This is a genomic window from Pseudomonas soli, from assembly GCF_021283165.2.
Lineage (GTDB): Bacteria > Pseudomonadota > Gammaproteobacteria > Pseudomonadales > Pseudomonadaceae > Aquipseudomonas > Aquipseudomonas soli.
In genome coordinates this window covers 3,141,987-3,158,125 of sequence record NZ_CP128543.1, presented here as the reverse complement: position 1 = coordinate 3,158,125, position 16,139 = coordinate 3,141,987, and the positions used below count along the sequence as shown (strand labels likewise).

Below are 16,139 nucleotides of genomic sequence, written 5' to 3'. Positions count from 1 at the left end.
GACACTCCTCAGCTGAGTATCAGCCGTCCTCCTGTGACATGCGCCCTACCTGTCGTTCACTCGGATGCAAACGACGGTCGCTCGGCGAACCATGCCACCGCCAGCTCCTTGAACGCCTCGGCCGAAGGCGTCAGCGGGTAGCGCTGGTCATGCGCCAGTACGATGCTATGGGTTGGCAGTTTCTCCTGAGTCGGCCGACACACCAGCGCCTGGCCATCATAACTATGGTCACCAAATGGCCGGGTATAAATCAGCGCCACGCCAAAACCATTGGCGACGAGGCTGCGCTGCAACTCAAAGGTGCGCACACGGTGCACAACCGCGGGTGAAATGTCGTAAAAGCTGAACAGATCCAGCACATGCTGCCAACTGTGGACCTGATCGGTGACGACCAGGGTGTATTCGGCCAGCGCCTTGAGGCTGACGCGCGGTGCCTTGGCCAATGGGTGATCGGCCGACAGCAGCACCTGGGCAGTCAGCTGACACAGCTGGGTGCATTGAGTGTTTGGCGGTAAACCCAGGTCATAGGTGATGGCCAGCTCTATCGCGCCCTCACTGAGTCGCTTGCCAACATAATCGAAGCTGCCATCGCGCATATCGACCGTGACCCGTGGGCAGGACTGCTGCATCCGTCGCACGATCTGCGGCAGGCAATAGGGCGCCAGATCTTCAAAACAGCCCACCACCAGTTCCCCGATACACTCGCCTGCATCGGCATTGATCTCGGCAAAGGTCTGGGCCTCTGCCAGCACGCGACGCGCTTGCACCATGACGGTACGACCGAAGGGAGTCAGCGATATGCCAAGACCACGCTGGCGTATGAAGATTGCCTGGCCCAGCACTTCCTCCAGTTCGGTGATGGCCGCCGAGATGGAAGGCTGTGATACATGAAGCTCCATGGCGGCAGTGGTCAGGTTTCCGTGCTTGGCCGCTGCGAGCGCGTAGCGAAGCTGCCTGAGTGTGAACTTCATAGGTTTTTCCGTGGTGATGCATCAGGAGTTATTATTTTATCCTTTTTTATCGTTGTGAAATATTTCTCCTGCGCAGTGATCATCTTGTTTGGGAGCGTCACAATGACAATTACAAAAGCTCTGCTGTCCACGACATTTTCCATAGGGCTCTTGGCGTGCGCTGGCGCCAGCCAGGCCGCCGGCTGGTGCGAGTCTGGCAAGCCGGTGAAATTCGCCGGTCTGAACTGGGAAAGCGGGATGCTGCTCACTGAGGTGATGCAGTTCGTGCTGAAAAATGGCTATGGCTGTGACACCGACAGCCTGCCGGGTAACTCCATCTCCATGGAGAACGCCCTGAGCAGCAACGATATCCAGGTGTTCGCCGAGGAGTGGGTAGGGCGCAGCGAGGTCTGGAACAAGGCGCAGGCCGCCGGCAAGGTCGTCGGTGTCGGCTCGCCAGTGGTTGGCGCGGTCGAAGGCTGGTATGTGCCGCGTTATGTGATCGAAGGCGATGCCAAGCGCAAACTCGAAGCCAAGGCACCGAACCTCAAGAGCATTGCCGACCTGGGGCAATACGCCCAGGTATTCAAGGACCCGGAAGAACCGGACAAGGGGCGCTTCTACAATTGCCCGGCTGGCTGGACCTGCGAGCTGGACAACAGCCAGATGCTCAAGAGCTATGGCTTGGAAAACAGCTACACCAACTTCCGCCCGGGCACCGGCCCGGCACTGGATGCCGCCGTGCTCTCGAGCTACAAGCGTGGCGAGCCGATCCTCTTCTACTACTGGTCGCCAACCCCGCTGATGGGCCAGGCCGACCTGGTCAAGCTGGACGAAAAGCCAGGCGTGGACAAATCCGTGACCATCAAGGTGGGTGTGTCGAAGACCTTCCACGAGCAGGCGCCGGAACTGGTGGCGGTGCTGGAAAAGGTCAACCTGCCGATCGATCTGCTGAACCAGAACCTGGCGCGCATGACCAGGGACCGCATCGAGTCGGCGGAACTGGCGAAGGCGTTCCTCAAGGAGCACCCCGAAGTCTGGCACAGCTGGGTCAGCGAAGACGCAGCCAAAAAGGTAGACGCGGCACTCTGAAGGGTGTGGGCCGGTCCGGCGCCTGCCGGGCATGCCACACAGCAGTCCGCTTCACGCACTTGCTCGAGAGAACTCCATGTTTCCCAAAGACTTCACGTTTTCCATTGCCGACTGGGTCAATGGTTGGGTCGATGCGCTGGTCACCAACTACGGTGACGTGTTCCGGCACATTTCCGACACCCTGCTGTGGGCCATCGTCAATCTTGAAGGTTTACTGCGCGCAACACCCTGGTGGCTGATGCTGGCCGTCGTCGGCGGTATTGCCTGGCACGCCACCCGCAGAATCGTACCCACCGCGGTGATCGTCGGCTTGCTGTTCCTGGTCGGTGCGGTAGGGCTCTGGGACAAGCTGATGCAGACCCTGGCGCTGATGCTGGTGGCCACGCTGATCTCAGTCCTGGTCGGCATCCCGCTGGGTATCCTGTCGGCGCGCAACGATCGCCTGCGGGCAGTGTTGATGCCGCTGCTCGACATCATGCAGACCATGCCCAGCTTCGTGTACCTGATCCCGGTACTGATGCTGTTCGGCCTGGGCAAGGTGCCGGCGATCTTTGCCACCGTCATCTATGCCGCGCCGCCGCTGATTCGCCTGACCGACCTGGGCATTCGCCAGGTGGATGGCGAGGTCATGGAGGCGATCAACGCGTTCGGTGCCAATCGCCTGCAACAACTGTTCGGCGTGCAGTTGCCACTGGCGTTGCCGAGCATCATGGCCGGTATCAACCAGACCACCATGATGGCCCTGTCGATGGTGGTCATCGCCTCGATGATCGGTGCCCGTGGCCTGGGTGAAGACGTCCTGGTCGGCATCCAGACCCTGAACGTGGGCCGCGGCCTCGAAGCGGGCCTGGCCATTGTGATTCTGGCGGTTGTGATCGACCGCATTACCCAGGCCTATGGCCGGCCACGGCATGGGGTGGGCAAATGAGCGCCAAGCAGACGATGAACAAGATCGAAGTCAAAAACGTCTTCAAGATCTTCGGTGCGCGTGCCGAAGATGCCCTGAAATTGATCCGCCAGAGCAAAAGCAAAGAGCAGGTCCTGGCCGAAACCGGTTGTGTGGTGGGGGTAAACGATCTGTCGTTGTCCATCGGCAGCGGCGAGATTTTCGTGATCATGGGGTTGTCGGGCTCGGGCAAGTCGACCCTGGTGCGTCACTTCAACCGCCTGATCGACCCCACCAGCGGCCAGATCCTGGTCGATGGCGAGGACATTCTGCAGTACGACATGCAGGCCCTGCGCGAATTCCGCCGGCGCAAGATCAGCATGGTGTTCCAGAGCTTCGGCCTGTTGCCGCACCGCACCGTGCTGGACAACGTCGCCTACGGCCTGAAAGTCCGTGGCGAGAGCAAAGCCCTGTGCACGCAGCGTGCCCTGCACTGGATCAATACCGTGGGCCTGAAGGGTTACGAAAAATCGTACCCGCACCAGTTGTCGGGCGGCATGCGCCAACGTGTGGGCCTGGCGCGTGCGTTGGCTGCCGACACCGACATCATCCTGATGGACGAAGCCTTCAGTGCGCTCGACCCGCTGATCCGCGCCGAAATGCAGGACCAGTTGCTGGAACTGCAAAAGACCCTGCACAAGACCATCGTCTTCATCACCCACGACCTGGACGAAGCGGTGCGCATCGGCAACCGCATTGCCATCCTCAAGGACGGCCGCCTGATCCAGGTTGGCACGCCGAAAGAAATCCTCTACCAGCCTGCGGACGAATACGTCGATCGTTTCGTGCAGCGTCGCGTAGCTTCGCTATAAGGACCCGCGTGTATGTCGTTTGCCGAAAAGATCATCATCGCCGACACGCCCGTTCGCTGGCAGGACGTGGTGGCTGTGGCCCGGCATGGCGCGAAGCTTGAGCTGGCCCCATCGGCTTGGGCGCGGATCGAGAACGCCCAGGCGATTGTCCAGCGCATCGTTTCCAGCGGTGACCGCGCCTATGGCGTCAACACCGGGCTTGGCGCCTTGTGCAATGTCTCGTTGCAGGACGAACAGCTCAGCCAGCTGTCGCACAACACCTTGCTCAGCCATGCCTGCGGCGTGGGTACTGCGCTGTCGGACGAGCAGACCCGGGCGATCATGTGCGCGGCGATCATCAACTTCTGCCAGGGCCGTTCCGGCCTTCAGCGCAAGGTGGTCGAGGCGCTGCTGACTTTGCTCAACCAGCACATCACCCCGCAGGTGCCGAAACAGGGGTCGGTGGGGTACCTGACCCACATGGCCCATATCAGCATCAGCTTGCTGGGCGTCGGCCAGGTCAGCTATCGCGGCCAGATCGTGCCGGCGCAGCAAGCCTTGGCCGAGGTCGGCCTGGCGCCGATCAAGCTGGGGGCCAAGGATGGCCTGTGCCTGGTCAACGGTACCCCTTGCATGACCGGCCTTAGCTGCCTGTCTTTGGACGATGCCACTCGGCTGAGCCAATGGGCGGATGTTATCGGCGCCATGAGCTTCGAAGCCCTGCGCGGCCAGCTCGATGCCTTCGACCCTGAAATCATCGCGCTGAAACCGCACCCGGGCATGCAGCGCGTGGGCAGGAATCTGCGGTGCCTGCTCGAGGGCAGCGAAATCATTGCCAGCAGCCATGGCATTCGCACCCAGGACGCCTTGAGCATTCGCTCGATCCCGCAGGTGCATGGCGCCGCGCGCGATCAGCTGGAACACGCGGCGCGGCAGATCGAGACCGAACTCAACTCCACCACCGACAACCCGATGTTGCTGGGCACACCCGAGTCGTATCGGGTGGTTTCCCAGGCCAATCCCCACGGCCAGTCCGTGGCCATGGCGGCCGACCTGCTGGCGATTGCGGTGGCCGAGATCGGGGCGATTGCCGAGCGTCGTCTCGATCGCCTGATCAACCCGTTGGTCAGCGGTTTGCCAGCCTTCCTGGTCAGTCAGCCGGGGGTGAACTCGGGCATGATGATCGTCCAGTACGTGGCCGCTTCCCTGTGTGCCGAAAACCGTCAGCTGGCTCAACCGGCCGTCATCGACAACTACGTCACCTCCGGCCTGCAGGAGGATCACCTGAGCATGGGCACCAATGCCGGGCTGAAGCTGCACCGCGCCCTGGAGAACTGCACGCAGATCCTCGCCATCGAGTACCTGTTGGCGGCCCAGGCCTTCGAGTTTCTCAAGGAGCAGCGCTTTGGCGCCGGTACCAGCATTGCCTGGCGGTTGTTGCGCGAGCGGGTTCCGGCCTATGCCCAGGACCGTTGGCTGGCACCGGATATCGCCAGCAGTGCATCGATCCTGAAAGATCCCGGCCTGCTTGGAGTGGCCTTCCCCGAACTGCAATGAGCGATGCAGGCAGCAGGAGCGGCGGTCAGAAGGCTGGTATGTAATTGAGGGCCTTATCGCCGGGCTCTCAATGCATCTTGTCATTTGCAATGGCTTAGGGCAGGGTCGATGCCAAGGACAACTCTGCCAAAGGAGCCACACCATGTCGAAGATTTATCCCGGTATCGATCCCGAGGGGCTGGTCGAGTATTCGGTGGTCTACACGGACCGCTCGCTCAACCACATGTCCCAGTCGTTTCAAGGTGTGATGAAGAACATTTCAACCACCCTGAAACAGGTCTACAACGCCCAGTCGGTTGCGGTGGTCCCGGGCAGTGGCACGTTCGGCATGGAAGCGGTAGCCCGGCAGTTTGCCACCGGCCAGCAATGCCTGGTGCTACGCAACGGCTGGTTCAGTTATCGCTGGAGCCAGATCCTTGAGATGGGCAATATCCCGGCGGCCACAACGGTGCTCAAAGCCCGCCCGGTTGAAGCGGGGCGCCAGGCGGCCTACGCCCCGGCCCCTCTGGAAGAAGTGTTGGCGGCCATTGAGTCGCAGAAACCGCAGATTGTCTTCGCCCCCCACGTTGAAACGTCATCAGGGATCATCCTGCCCGATGAGTACCTGCGGGCCGTGGGCGACGCCGTGCATGCGGTGGGTGGCCTGTTCGTGCTGGACTGCATCGCCTCAGGCGCGATCTGGGTTGATATGGACAAATGCGCAGTCGACCTGCTGATCAGCGCACCGCAGAAAGGCTGGAGCGCCTCACCTTGCTGCGCCCTGGTGATGCTCAGCGCGTTGGCCCTAGAGCGCATCGAATCGACGCAAAGCACCAGCTTCGCCTGCGACTTGAAGAAGTGGCTGCAGATCATGCAGGCCTATGAGCAGGGCGGCCACGCCTACCATGCGACCATGCCCAGCGATGCCCTGGCGCGATTCAACGAAGTGATGAAAGAGACGCAGGCCTACGGTTTCGACAAGGTCTGCGACGAACAACAGGCCCTGGGTGATCGGGTGCGCGCAATGATGACCCGCAAAGGCATCAAGAGCGTGGCCGCAGCAGGCTTCCAGGCCCCTGGCGTGGTGGTGAGCTACACCGATGATGCCGATATCAAGAGTGGTAAGAAGTTCGCCAGCCACGGCCTGCAGATCGCCGCTGGCGTGCCGTTGCAATGCGACGAGCCGGCCGACTTCCAGACCTTCCGCATCGGGCTGTTCGGGCTCGAAAAGCTGCACAATATCGAGCGTACGATCAGCACCCTTGAGCAGGCGCTGGACGAGGTGATGGTTAAATAAGCGCACGGTTGGAGAACCTGCCATGACAGCAGAGGATGCGAGGTCGCGATTCGAAGCCAAGCTTCTGCGTCCGGCAAAGCCCGGTGATGGCAGGTTGTGGGCGTTCGTAGTGCTTCCAAGGGACGCGAGTGAACGGCTTCCGAGGCGGGGAAGGGCGACTGTTGACGGGACGATCAATGGGCATCCTTTTCGGGCAACCCTTGAGCCCGATGGTCAGCTGAGCCATTGGTTGAAGGTCGGTAGCGAGTTGCTCGATGCAGCGGGTGTGGCCTGTGGCGATATCGTCACCCTCGAACTGATCCCGGTGAAGAAGGAGCCCGAGCCTGATATCCCAGCGGATTTCGAGAAAGCCTTGGCAAGCAGGCCTGAGGCTCAAAAGGTTTGGAGCACAACGACGACCCTCGCGCGGGTGGACTGGATCCACTGGATTACTTCAGCGAAGCAACTCAATACGCGTGAAAAGCGAATTGGGGATGCCTGCGAGATGCTTGCGGCCGGTAAGAAGGCGGTTTGCTGTTTCGACTCGTCTGGTTACTACAGCAAAGCATTTCGGGCGCCTGATGCGGAAAATTGACCTGTGGTTCAGCTTGGGAACATCCAGTGGCGCAACCAGCACTTTGATGCCTTATATGTGCTGTGAATCGGATTTTCCCTCTTCTCTGTAGTCCGTTTCCGAAACATACTCCCACCGCCTTCCAGTCATTGCAGCAGCCCCATCAGCCATCTAGTCTCGCCAAGTCGCCGCAAATTCGACGACACGGTTTTGACAGACCGTCCCCTGATATACGGATCATGCGCAACGCTCTATGGCGGCTGTGCGTGGGGCACTTCGGTGCGCCGAGTTCCGATATCCTCGGTCTGTCAACCCACGTACCGCTGCCACCCATTTGTTTGACAGCAGAGATGTGGTAGCTCCAGTCAGATATCGGAGCTTTATCATGTTAAAGATCGTCCCCGATCCACCGCTACACGACAAATACACCACCCACACCCTTGAAGACCTTCTGGTCCAGATATCTGAATACCTTGTCTGCGCGCTGACCGTCAGCCAGCAGACCGTCCTGCTGCACGCCAAACCGCCAGGCCAGGTCCTGACTCTCGCCGCCATGCATGAAATCGACAGCGCCCGCACCTTGGTGGAAGTGGCGTTGAGCCGCGTGCAATCCCGGCATTGACCTGGTGAGCCTGGGCTCACATTTGATGTTCACCGATCAGGCCCCGTGCAGTTCGCGGGGCCGCAGGAGGAATGGTATGGATAAGGAATTGCAAACCCCAAGCATCAGGAAGCTCGCCACCACTGGCGTCGGGCATTTCGGCGAGGCTGGAGAGGAGGGTGGTCAAGACCCGCTGTTCCGTGTTGTGGCGGGCCATTCGATGGACCATGCGGTTGAACAGGCAACCGTGCTGATGTGTGCAGTGCACAAGATCAGCGATCTGGCGATGGTGGAGACGGATCATTTGCCGACGTTGCTGACTGCCGTGCATTACCTCAGTGGCATGGCCAAGGCGCTGGCACAGGATGTGAACCATGGGTTGATGGTGGGTCGGAGGGCTGAGTAGGAATGCGATGGTCGCTCTGGCTGGCGTCAGCCTGTTAGACCTCAGGGCCGCTTTGCGGCCCATCGCCGGCAAGCCGGGTCCCACACCAACCACGCGGCTCTTAAGCAGACATGCGCCGCTCACGGCACCCGGTCCGTTCACGGTGTGAGTGCAAATAGCTATTCCACAGGCAGTGAAGCATCAGACACCGCTGACTTCGTGACGGCTTTATGATTTCACTCCGGTTACGCTCATTCTCAGCAGAGAAGAGGTGCATTGAGCCAGTGTGATTTGGGCTTTCGTTGTAGGGCGTTGCGATACCTATTCCTGGGTGCTCAGCCAGTGACTGCGCTCTCACGCTCGTAGAGTTATTCTTCACCCTTGTGCTCAGGCCGTTCGAGAGGGTGCTATGCGTAAAGGTGAGATACCGACCGAGCTCTCATTGCTCGCGTTTGACTTCTTCTACTGGTTTTCACGGTTTGAGTTCTGTCTCAAAGAGAACGGTTACCTAAAATCCGAAATCCCTGGACAGAAAGCTGAACCAGGTTGGGACAAATTTGTAGAGCGCCATGCCGAAACCTACGTGCTGACAGCTGAAGCGGCAGAGCTGCTTGCTGCTCCACCTGATCGGCAAGTGGTTGGGGCCGGGTTGGTTTTGGAGTGGGCACCAGTTGGATTTCAAGACTGTAGATCTGACCTAGCAAAGGTTGTCCGAACGGTGAAAACAGTTCGCAACAATCTATTCCATGGTGGCAAGCATGGCGCCGCGGGCTGGGATAGCCCTCAGCGTACGCAGTCTCTCCTCACATCGAGTGCAGCTGTGCTGGAGGGTTTGGTGGAGCTCGGTGATTTCCGAGGCGACTACGAAAGGTTTTATTGACTTGTGATCATCAGCAGGGGCAAGTGAGCCAGCTCGAGCCTTACAAATGCACTCCAAAGAACTTATGAAGACTCATTACACCCTTCTCGCTCATTGAGTCGGTGTGGCTTTAAGCGCTCTTTTGATTGAGATTAACACTGTGTAGCGATCCATACATCTCTCCTGTGCAGCTTGTGAGCCGTCGCTGGTGTCTTCGAAGTATCAGCTCATGAGATCTGCTTGATGCACCACACGACACCAGACGGTCGCTATTTCGTAGTGAAAGGTCAGCTATGGCGCTGCAGCAATCCCGTGCTATCTGATGAACAGCGCCAGCACATCGTGCTCCTACTGATGGAGGCGCGGAGAGCCGTCAAAGAAGCGAGGGCAACAAATGATGCAGATCAGATGCGTACCGCTCGAGCAGCTGTAGATAAGGTGAAAAGGGCACTAGGGGAGAGGGGCCCGGTGTGGTGAAGCGACGGCAGTCCGGACTACAACCGCCACAAGGCTACTAACACGCCCTACGCTGAGTGGTACCGCACACTGCCCGAATGCGCGCAGGGGCACTGATGTGAGCTTGATGCTCGCTGCTACTAGTTCCGCGATACCTTGCCGCACGGTTTCGATGTTGTCGTAGAGGGTCGTCAAAGCACCATTCACATTTCCAACCACAGTGCTTGCTCCTCGCTCACCGACCCATTTGGTTAGCTCTTCGACGGCGGCGCGTAACGCATCCTGGTTATGGCTGAAGCGCTCAAGGACTTCAGCGGCTGTCCGTAGTTCTTTCATGATTAGCGTGTCCTGGTGAGGTCGGCAGCAGACCTTGTACCACGGTTTCCCTCGGCGCCGGGTTGTCGACGGCTCGATTCGCGATGTCGTTCTTAACATTTATACTCCTCTGCTGAAGGCGTCGAATTTCTGTACGTCGATGAAAAAAAGCAGCGTTTCCCACATGAACTCCAAAGAGCAAGAGGCGGGCATGGGAGTAGGTTTCCTAGAAAGGCTCGTGAATGATCCCAAAATCTATAACTTAGGGGATCCAACTGTTTTCGTGCCAGTTGGTCGCTATTCGAGCACTCCTGGCTGGTGTTTCCTCCCCTGGAAGGGTATTGAAGGCGAATACAGGTGGGGATTTAAAGCCCGTACTGAGGTTAGTGATTACCTCTCGGTGCTCAGTGGGCTGCAGGCAGCGTTCCTGACTGATGAAAGTGAGGCCTTTTGGGTCATAAAGAATGGAAAGAGGGCTAGGGAAACCCAGCGTAGAGCTCGATGGCGGGATGCAGGTGCCAAACCAAACCTTTTGAAACCATGGGGGTGGCTCGAAGTGCAATTCGAGAAGCTCGAAAGCCTTGGTCAGGATCACCTCAAAGGAGCCGCGTTGGATCTCACCGCAACGGGTTTCGAGGGCGGTGAACACTTTACCGTTCGTCCGAGTCGAGCTCGGAATTTTCAGAGCTATTTCAGCTTGGCTACTTTCGCTCTGTGGGGTAAGCGCTGTGCCATCACGGGTTCCGCTTTAACGCTGGAAGCAGCACACATCAAACCGGTGGCGAGCTGCGAAGCTGATGATCCAGCTTTGACTGATCCATATAACGGCATCGTTCTAACGGCGTCGCTACACCGGTTGTTGGATGACGGCCTTTTTGGTTTTGACCCTAATGGCAACGTGGTAGTGGATCCCAGACTGTGCAAGAAAGAGCGCGAGATCCATCAAATAGCCACCTCACACAAGGTCGATTTTAAATTAGAAGCAGAGAAGTACCTGCAATACCGTATCGTGGGGAATATTGTAGGATCCAAGTCGTGAGCGAATAAGGTAACCGACTTTGATTCAAACAATTAAATTGTCGCCACCCGCACCCTTAAGGGAGTCGGAAAACCCCCGTATAAAGCTTTACAAACACCAATCGGTGAAAATTCGCATGGCATCCTAAATCCGGACGAGATGAGCGTTTTAGCAATTTCCTGTTGAAAATTACTTATTAAAAACATAGCTAAATACTATGTTAATTGTCCTCGGCGACCGAAAGCATCCATGCTCGACTATTTCTTTTAGAGGTGTAAGCGCAGGGCGGCGATTTTGGTAGCCCCGTGCGTACAGCATCTGTCCAGTTGTATGATTCTAGTCTTTTTATCTCAGCTCTCCAGAACACTTTCCTTCAGCCTTCGCTGAGGTTGATCTACCCTTGCGCATGGCCCTTTGATATCATTGCGGAAAACGCCCCGCATCAAGCGCGCAACGTTGGTGATACGATGATTCTTGAAAACAAGCAAAGGAGCGGATCGATGGTAAGTCATGAATACGTGCGTGAGGCGATCATCGATAAGTTGCAAATCCATGGATAACATAGCTATAAAAGCTCGGCATTTCTTGATATCAACAAATAGAGACCAAGGCACGTGAAAGTAAGACTTCCAGCTCCGGACAACTGGCAAGACTTTGAGCAGATATGCCAAAGGCTTTGGAAAGAAATTTGGTGCGACGCTAATGCTCAGCTGAACGGCCGAAGTGGGCAGCCTCAAAGCGGCGTTGATGTTTATGGCAGGCCAATATACACAGAGCTCTGGGCGGGGGTTCAGTGCAAGGATAAGGACGCTAATCTAGGAAGCAAATTAAAACCATCGGAACTCAGTATCGAGTGCAATAAGGCCGTATCATTTGAGCCAAAACTTAAAAGTTTTTCCGTGGCGACGACTGCCGCCAGAGACAAATCAATACAAGAGCACGCTAGAGTGTTGAATGCGAACAACATCTATCCATTTGATGTTCATGTTTGGTCTTGGGATGATATTGCGGCAGAAATCTTAGCTCGCCCAAGCCTCCTCAAGAGCTTTTACAGTGGACTACCAATTTACCATGAGCTAGATGGACATCAAAGTACCACCATTGCTATAAGCTCTCCGAAAGATCAATTCAGGGCTTTTTTCTCCCGTCCTGCATTTCATAATGTTCTTGGAGAGAGAATTAAAGAGTCTATTTCGCAGGTGTCGTACGAGCTGAGTGACAATGCCTTCACTCACGGAAGAGCAAGGCACGTAAATCTCACGCTGTCCGGGAACGTTTTTACAATTGAGGATGATGGGGTAGAGTTTAATCCTCTTGCACAACTGGATCCAGATAAAGCTTCCGCACGAAGCCATCTCGGCTCTCTTATGTTCTCGGCTTTTCAAGATGATTACCGAGGGGAGATTGGCATAACGTATGAAAGGATAAATAAAGACGGCATATGGAAAAATAAAATTTCCATTTCGTTAAGCAGTGGAGTTCACCTGCTACCACCATCCGAAATAATTGATATCCAAGTGGATCTGCATGAGATTTTTAGTAGGCGAGCATCTGAGCAATACGCCCAATCATTGGTGATTCCTGCCGGGGTGAAAGAAGTAGTCCTCACAGTAGGCAAAAGTCCAAACGGTAGCGGATGCTTCGGTTTTTTCCTCAGTATGCGCGAGCGGTTGCCTGCGCATGTGAAAATGACTGTATCTCACCCAAGAGGTGATATTATTGAAAAGTTCGGGCATTTACTTGGGGATCATGACATAATGTTTCAAGCAAGATAGCAGCCTTCTCCCAGGGCTTACATTTTTCGTAAGTCCTGGGTTGCTGTATGCGGACAGTAAAAACCGATGCTTCACCATGAATGAACAGCAAGGACGCAGCAATAATGAAATCCGAGATGTCAGAATTTTCCTACGACTTCGTCTTCACCAACGAGCTGATCACAGGGCCTGGTACTCATATAGTGGCTGCCCCCGAGTTTCCTTCACTATAGAAGGAGGGAAAACCGGGTGGTGGCTACGACGTCAGTTGCAAGCTATTCTCGGAGATCTTGGCTTTTAGCAGTAAATACCTAAGCCAACACTGCTGCCAGATCTCTAGCTACTCCGGTCACTGCCTTCATGGAAGGCTAGGCACTCTTTCTATCGCGCGGGCCACTTTTGATTATCGGTACCTGCCCGTTTCAGGGTTTGACCAGTGTCAGTTCACCTTCTTCAGCCAGCGGATTCACATAGAGCTGAGGGATATGAGCCTCACCGGGGTACTTCATCTCTAGCTGCGTGACAGCCCTATCAAATGCCTGGTGAACGTCCTGTCCAAAGCCGATCGATGCATAGAATCGCGCCGCGAAGTCTTTTGCTGCCACATCGGCGATAGCGCCATCCATGCCAATAGCTGCGAGAAGGTGCTCGGAACATTGTTCAGCCAGTTCACGGGAGTAACAGCAGTTGAACAGAGCGACCTTTAAGTATCGCTTGCTGCCTGCCACCGCGCGAAGCATCCCTTGCAACGGTACCACGTGGGGCTCACCAGTCGGCGTTTCCACCGCTAAGTGTCCTCCAGGGGTGCCATGTCCACTGAAGTGAATGACAGCAGGCTCGCTCTCGTCCAGAGCTTGAAGGATGTCCTCAGCCTGCACTGCCCAGTGCGAATCAACCTTCAGCGCGTCTCGATGTTTCGAGGCGCGAATATGGGCGTTTACCTGACGGATCTCATTTTGCAGATCCAACGCTTTCTCAGATTTGCGACCAGGGTCAGCACCAAAGAACAGAATCTGAATTTGCTCAGGTGGTTCCTTAAGCTTTGCCAGCTCCCGTTCGAGCTCATCTGCACGAGCCACTTGATAGGCGAGTCCGACTTGAAGAGAACCAAGCTGGCGACTCTTCGCCTGGGCATCCTGAAGTGCTTTTCTTTGTAATCGCTCCTGCTCAGCCTTGAGCTTACGGGCCTCGTTAATCTGCGCACGCTCCAGGGCTTTGTCTAGCCGCTGCTGATCGGCAGTGAGGCGAACCATTTCGCGGTTAATATCAGCGATGATTTTTGCAGCATCTGTCTCTGCCTTGGCTCGCAAACCGTCGTACCGCTGAGCCTGCTGTTGCTTTGTTCTGGCGGTCGCAGCAGACTGAGCCCGGGTTGCCTCCGCTGCGGCCTTTTGTGCGGCTTCACCATGCTTTGCCGCTTCATGGATCTTTCGCGAGTGCGACTCTCTCAGACGAGCAATTCGCTGCTGATGGCCGCGCACCAAACTGCGATAGTGATTTGAGCTCATGACTTCCCCTCAGCTTCCATGGCGTAGTAGCGGGAGCTTGGCTTATCAACGCTTCGCTTTACCAGTAGTTTTGAGAATCGCCGACCTTCAAATTGAAGACGGCCAGACGGACACCATCATGGACGACACCCTGGCTTACCTGAAAGACCGCTACAAGGATGAACAGGCCCGGTTCGACCACTTCGAGAACAAATGCGCTAAGTTCCTAACCGCCGTTTCGGTGGTGATCGCCGCATTGACGGCGCTCGCCAGCGCCAAGGGGAGGGTGCTTTTCGCCCTTAGCGGCCCGTGGGACGTCATTGCGCTTGGGTGCTTTTTGGCTGCAGCTTTCTGTGTGGTGTGCTCGTGGGGTCATGCCCTGAGCGCTCTGAGAATTCGGGACTGCCCAACGCTGCCGTACAGTCGCCAGACTGTAGAATGGATGAAAGCGGCTGATGCACCAGATCACCAGCAGCATGTCTACAACTGCTATATAGACACATTGGAAAAACTGAAGTCAGCCATCGACGAGAAATCCATACCTCTAGATTTTGCCTACAGCGAGATGGTCTACGCCGCCTGGGCGTTGTCGTTGTTAGCAGTAATCAACATCGGCAAGGAGCTATTTGCATGAGCAACGATCAGAAACCCAAGAATCAGGAAAACAAGACACCGCCGCCGCCGACCACTGAGTATCACCGACGCTCTGAGGAGCGCCCGGTGAACCGAAAAGATCAGCCAGACCGACGTTGATCCATAGTTCCCGTTGAATCAGAGGCTGTAGGCCAATGGATGTGATTACGCGCACCACCATGCCTGCAGCCTCGGATGACTCCCAATTATTAGAGTGGCCGGCAGGTTGTTATGCAACTGACCCAGGCAAATACGTCCCTTGCCTGCGACCGCAAGCGGAGCGCGCAGGCGTGAGGATGGAAGTCCCCAGGGACAAGACGCACGCCCAGCGGGCGGCTTGATTCACGACAGCCGTGCTCCCAGAGCCACGCTCATACAAGCTCTTTTTGTGCAAGGAAAGGTAAGGAGAGGAGGGGAAGCGATAGTCCAATCACTAACTCACCTAGGAAATTGTCAAGGCACGCGTCGACCGACGTACTTGGCTGAACGTTAACTGCTCGATTTTCAGGGCGGTTTCTATGGCATTCGGAAGCATTCTGTCGCCCCTTGCAGCATCAGCAATTGCGCCACGTAGCTGTCGAATCATTGCCTGGGCAGTTCCTGTCGGCATTCCTTTCGATTTTCCGGCAGCGTATAAGCATCAGGTAGCATCTCCCTGATCGAAATCCCTCGTGATTGAACGTAGTGTTTCAGGATCAAAACGAATTGAAGGCATAACGGCCTCTGGGTTTCCAGAGGGGCTCCAGGGTTATCGATCGAAGGCGAATGGCACGCTTCGGACGTCGTTTGTCGGCAGGCAAAATGCTCCCGATGGGAGGCGCTTGATGGTGCGCCAGTCGCGAATTAAGTGGAAAGCCCCAAAGCCCCGTATTTCCCAGGCCAAACCGAGCTCTTCGATAAATTAGTGGAATCTTCTATGGTTTTTCCACCAAAGAAACAAAATAAATCGTGATTTTCCACTAATTGTTTCTGCCAGATTCGTGACTTTCCACTAATTGTTTAAAATGATTTTCGAACCAATAGATATGTAAATCGGGCGAGATTTTCAGGGGGGACGAGACGAGGTAAGGCGGCGCACTGCCGCATACTTCCCTCAAGGCCTTACGCGGCCTGCTACAAATACTGTTTTACAAGCACGAGGAGGAGGTGAGAGCAGTCATTGAACTTCAATTCAGTCGCGATGAAAGTACGAGAACGGCACCACGACGAATGCCTTGGATGAGGAAGCCAGCTACCACAAACTGCTGACTTCGTTCGGCGAGTTGAGTGCCATCAAGGAAGTCATCATTGGCCCGCTTTGCTCATGGAGCCTCGAACAGGTTCAGGTGAAGTCTTCGTCAGGACGAGGCAGTTATCGTTCGGCAGTCCGTCGATATGAATGCGGGGCGGTTCACTCCACCCCGAATCCAAGTCTGGATGATCTATGGGCTGGTGCGTGATTTGAAGAAAGATAGACCTCTGTCGCG

At 56.1% G+C, this 16,139-nt stretch carries 15 protein-coding genes and 1 pseudogene; 14 read left to right on the top strand and 2 right to left on the bottom strand.

What is annotated here, in order from left to right; all coding sequences use genetic code 11:
• Window positions 1-56 precede the first annotated feature (56 nt).
• Window positions 57-971: a LysR family transcriptional regulator gene (locus LU688_RS14575; protein ID WP_232888149.1), complete on the bottom strand. Its 915-nt coding sequence runs from the start codon at window positions 969-971 to the stop codon at window positions 57-59.
• A gap of 102 nt (window positions 972-1,073) precedes the next feature.
• Between LU688_RS14575 and LU688_RS14570 the strand changes: the two genes are divergently transcribed.
• The 12 genes and pseudogenes from LU688_RS14570 (at window position 1,074) to LU688_RS14510 (ending at window position 12,574) form a co-directional block, all read left to right on the top strand.
• Complete coding sequence (locus LU688_RS14570; protein WP_023629000.1) at window positions 1,074-2,042, top strand: ABC transporter substrate-binding protein; 969 nt, start codon at window positions 1,074-1,076, stop codon at window positions 2,040-2,042.
• 76 nt (window positions 2,043-2,118) lie between these two features.
• Complete coding sequence (locus tag LU688_RS14565) at window positions 2,119-2,970, top strand: ABC transporter permease (RefSeq protein WP_023628999.1); 852 nt, start codon at window positions 2,119-2,121, stop codon at window positions 2,968-2,970.
• The gene (locus tag LU688_RS14560) at window positions 2,967-3,800 is read left to right on the top strand and encodes a quaternary amine ABC transporter ATP-binding protein (protein ID WP_104443840.1); all 834 of its coding nucleotides are present in this window, start codon (window positions 2,967-2,969) and stop codon (window positions 3,798-3,800) included. Before LU688_RS14565 ends, LU688_RS14560 begins: the two co-directional genes overlap by 4 nt.
• A gap of 12 nt (window positions 3,801-3,812) precedes the next feature.
• Window positions 3,813-5,336 carry an HAL/PAL/TAL family ammonia-lyase gene (locus LU688_RS14555; protein WP_104443841.1) on the top strand — a complete coding sequence of 508 codons (1,524 nt, stop codon included), beginning with the start codon at window positions 3,813-3,815 and terminating at the stop codon, window positions 5,334-5,336.
• 142 nt (window positions 5,337-5,478) lie between these two features.
• The gene (locus LU688_RS14550) at window positions 5,479-6,612 is read left to right on the top strand and encodes an aminotransferase class V-fold PLP-dependent enzyme (RefSeq protein ID WP_104443842.1); all 1,134 of its coding nucleotides are present in this window, start codon (window positions 5,479-5,481) and stop codon (window positions 6,610-6,612) included.
• 22 nt (window positions 6,613-6,634) lie between these two features.
• A complete protein-coding gene (locus LU688_RS14545; protein WP_104443843.1) occupies window positions 6,635-7,186 on the top strand; it encodes a YdeI/OmpD-associated family protein in 552 nt (183 codons plus the stop codon).
• A 364-nt stretch (window positions 7,187-7,550) separates the two neighbouring features.
• A complete protein-coding gene (locus LU688_RS14540) occupies window positions 7,551-7,787 on the top strand; it encodes a hypothetical protein (protein ID WP_028688843.1) in 237 nt (78 codons plus the stop codon).
• Between the two features lie 76 nt (window positions 7,788-7,863).
• Window positions 7,864-8,172 (top strand): DUF3077 domain-containing protein, encoded by a 309-nt coding sequence (locus LU688_RS14535; RefSeq protein WP_158659506.1) that lies wholly within the window; start codon window positions 7,864-7,866, stop codon window positions 8,170-8,172.
• Window positions 8,173-8,560: 388 nt separating this feature from the next.
• Complete coding sequence (locus tag LU688_RS14530) at window positions 8,561-9,031, top strand: hypothetical protein (protein WP_104443845.1); 471 nt, start codon at window positions 8,561-8,563, stop codon at window positions 9,029-9,031.
• Window positions 9,032-9,253: 222 nt separating this feature from the next.
• Window positions 9,254-9,583 (top strand): annotated as a pseudogene (locus LU688_RS14525) (hypothetical protein).
• Window positions 9,584-9,965: 382 nt separating this feature from the next.
• The gene (locus LU688_RS14515; protein ID WP_104443846.1) at window positions 9,966-10,820 is read left to right on the top strand and encodes an HNH endonuclease; all 855 of its coding nucleotides are present in this window, start codon (window positions 9,966-9,968) and stop codon (window positions 10,818-10,820) included.
• Window positions 10,821-11,413: 593 nt separating this feature from the next.
• The gene (locus LU688_RS14510; protein WP_158659507.1) at window positions 11,414-12,574 is read left to right on the top strand and encodes a hypothetical protein; all 1,161 of its coding nucleotides are present in this window, start codon (window positions 11,414-11,416) and stop codon (window positions 12,572-12,574) included.
• Window positions 12,575-12,975: 401 nt separating this feature from the next.
• On the opposite strand, the gene LU688_RS14505 is transcribed toward LU688_RS14510, so the two are convergent.
• Window positions 12,976-14,061 carry a coiled-coil domain-containing protein gene (locus LU688_RS14505; protein ID WP_104443847.1) on the bottom strand — a complete coding sequence of 362 codons (1,086 nt, stop codon included), beginning with the start codon at window positions 14,059-14,061 and terminating at the stop codon, window positions 12,976-12,978.
• A 118-nt stretch (window positions 14,062-14,179) separates the two neighbouring features.
• Between LU688_RS14505 and LU688_RS14500 the strand changes: the two genes are divergently transcribed.
• Together LU688_RS14500 and LU688_RS14495 are read left to right on the top strand one after the other, a co-directional pair.
• Window positions 14,180-14,674 (top strand): hypothetical protein, encoded by a 495-nt coding sequence (locus LU688_RS14500; protein ID WP_104445265.1) that lies wholly within the window; start codon window positions 14,180-14,182, stop codon window positions 14,672-14,674.
• Window positions 14,671-14,793 carry a hypothetical protein gene (locus LU688_RS14495; protein WP_256586246.1) on the top strand — a complete coding sequence of 41 codons (123 nt, stop codon included), beginning with the start codon at window positions 14,671-14,673 and terminating at the stop codon, window positions 14,791-14,793. The genes LU688_RS14500 and LU688_RS14495 overlap by 4 nt, the downstream gene beginning before the upstream one ends.
• The last annotated feature ends 1,346 nt before the right edge of the window (window positions 14,794-16,139 follow it).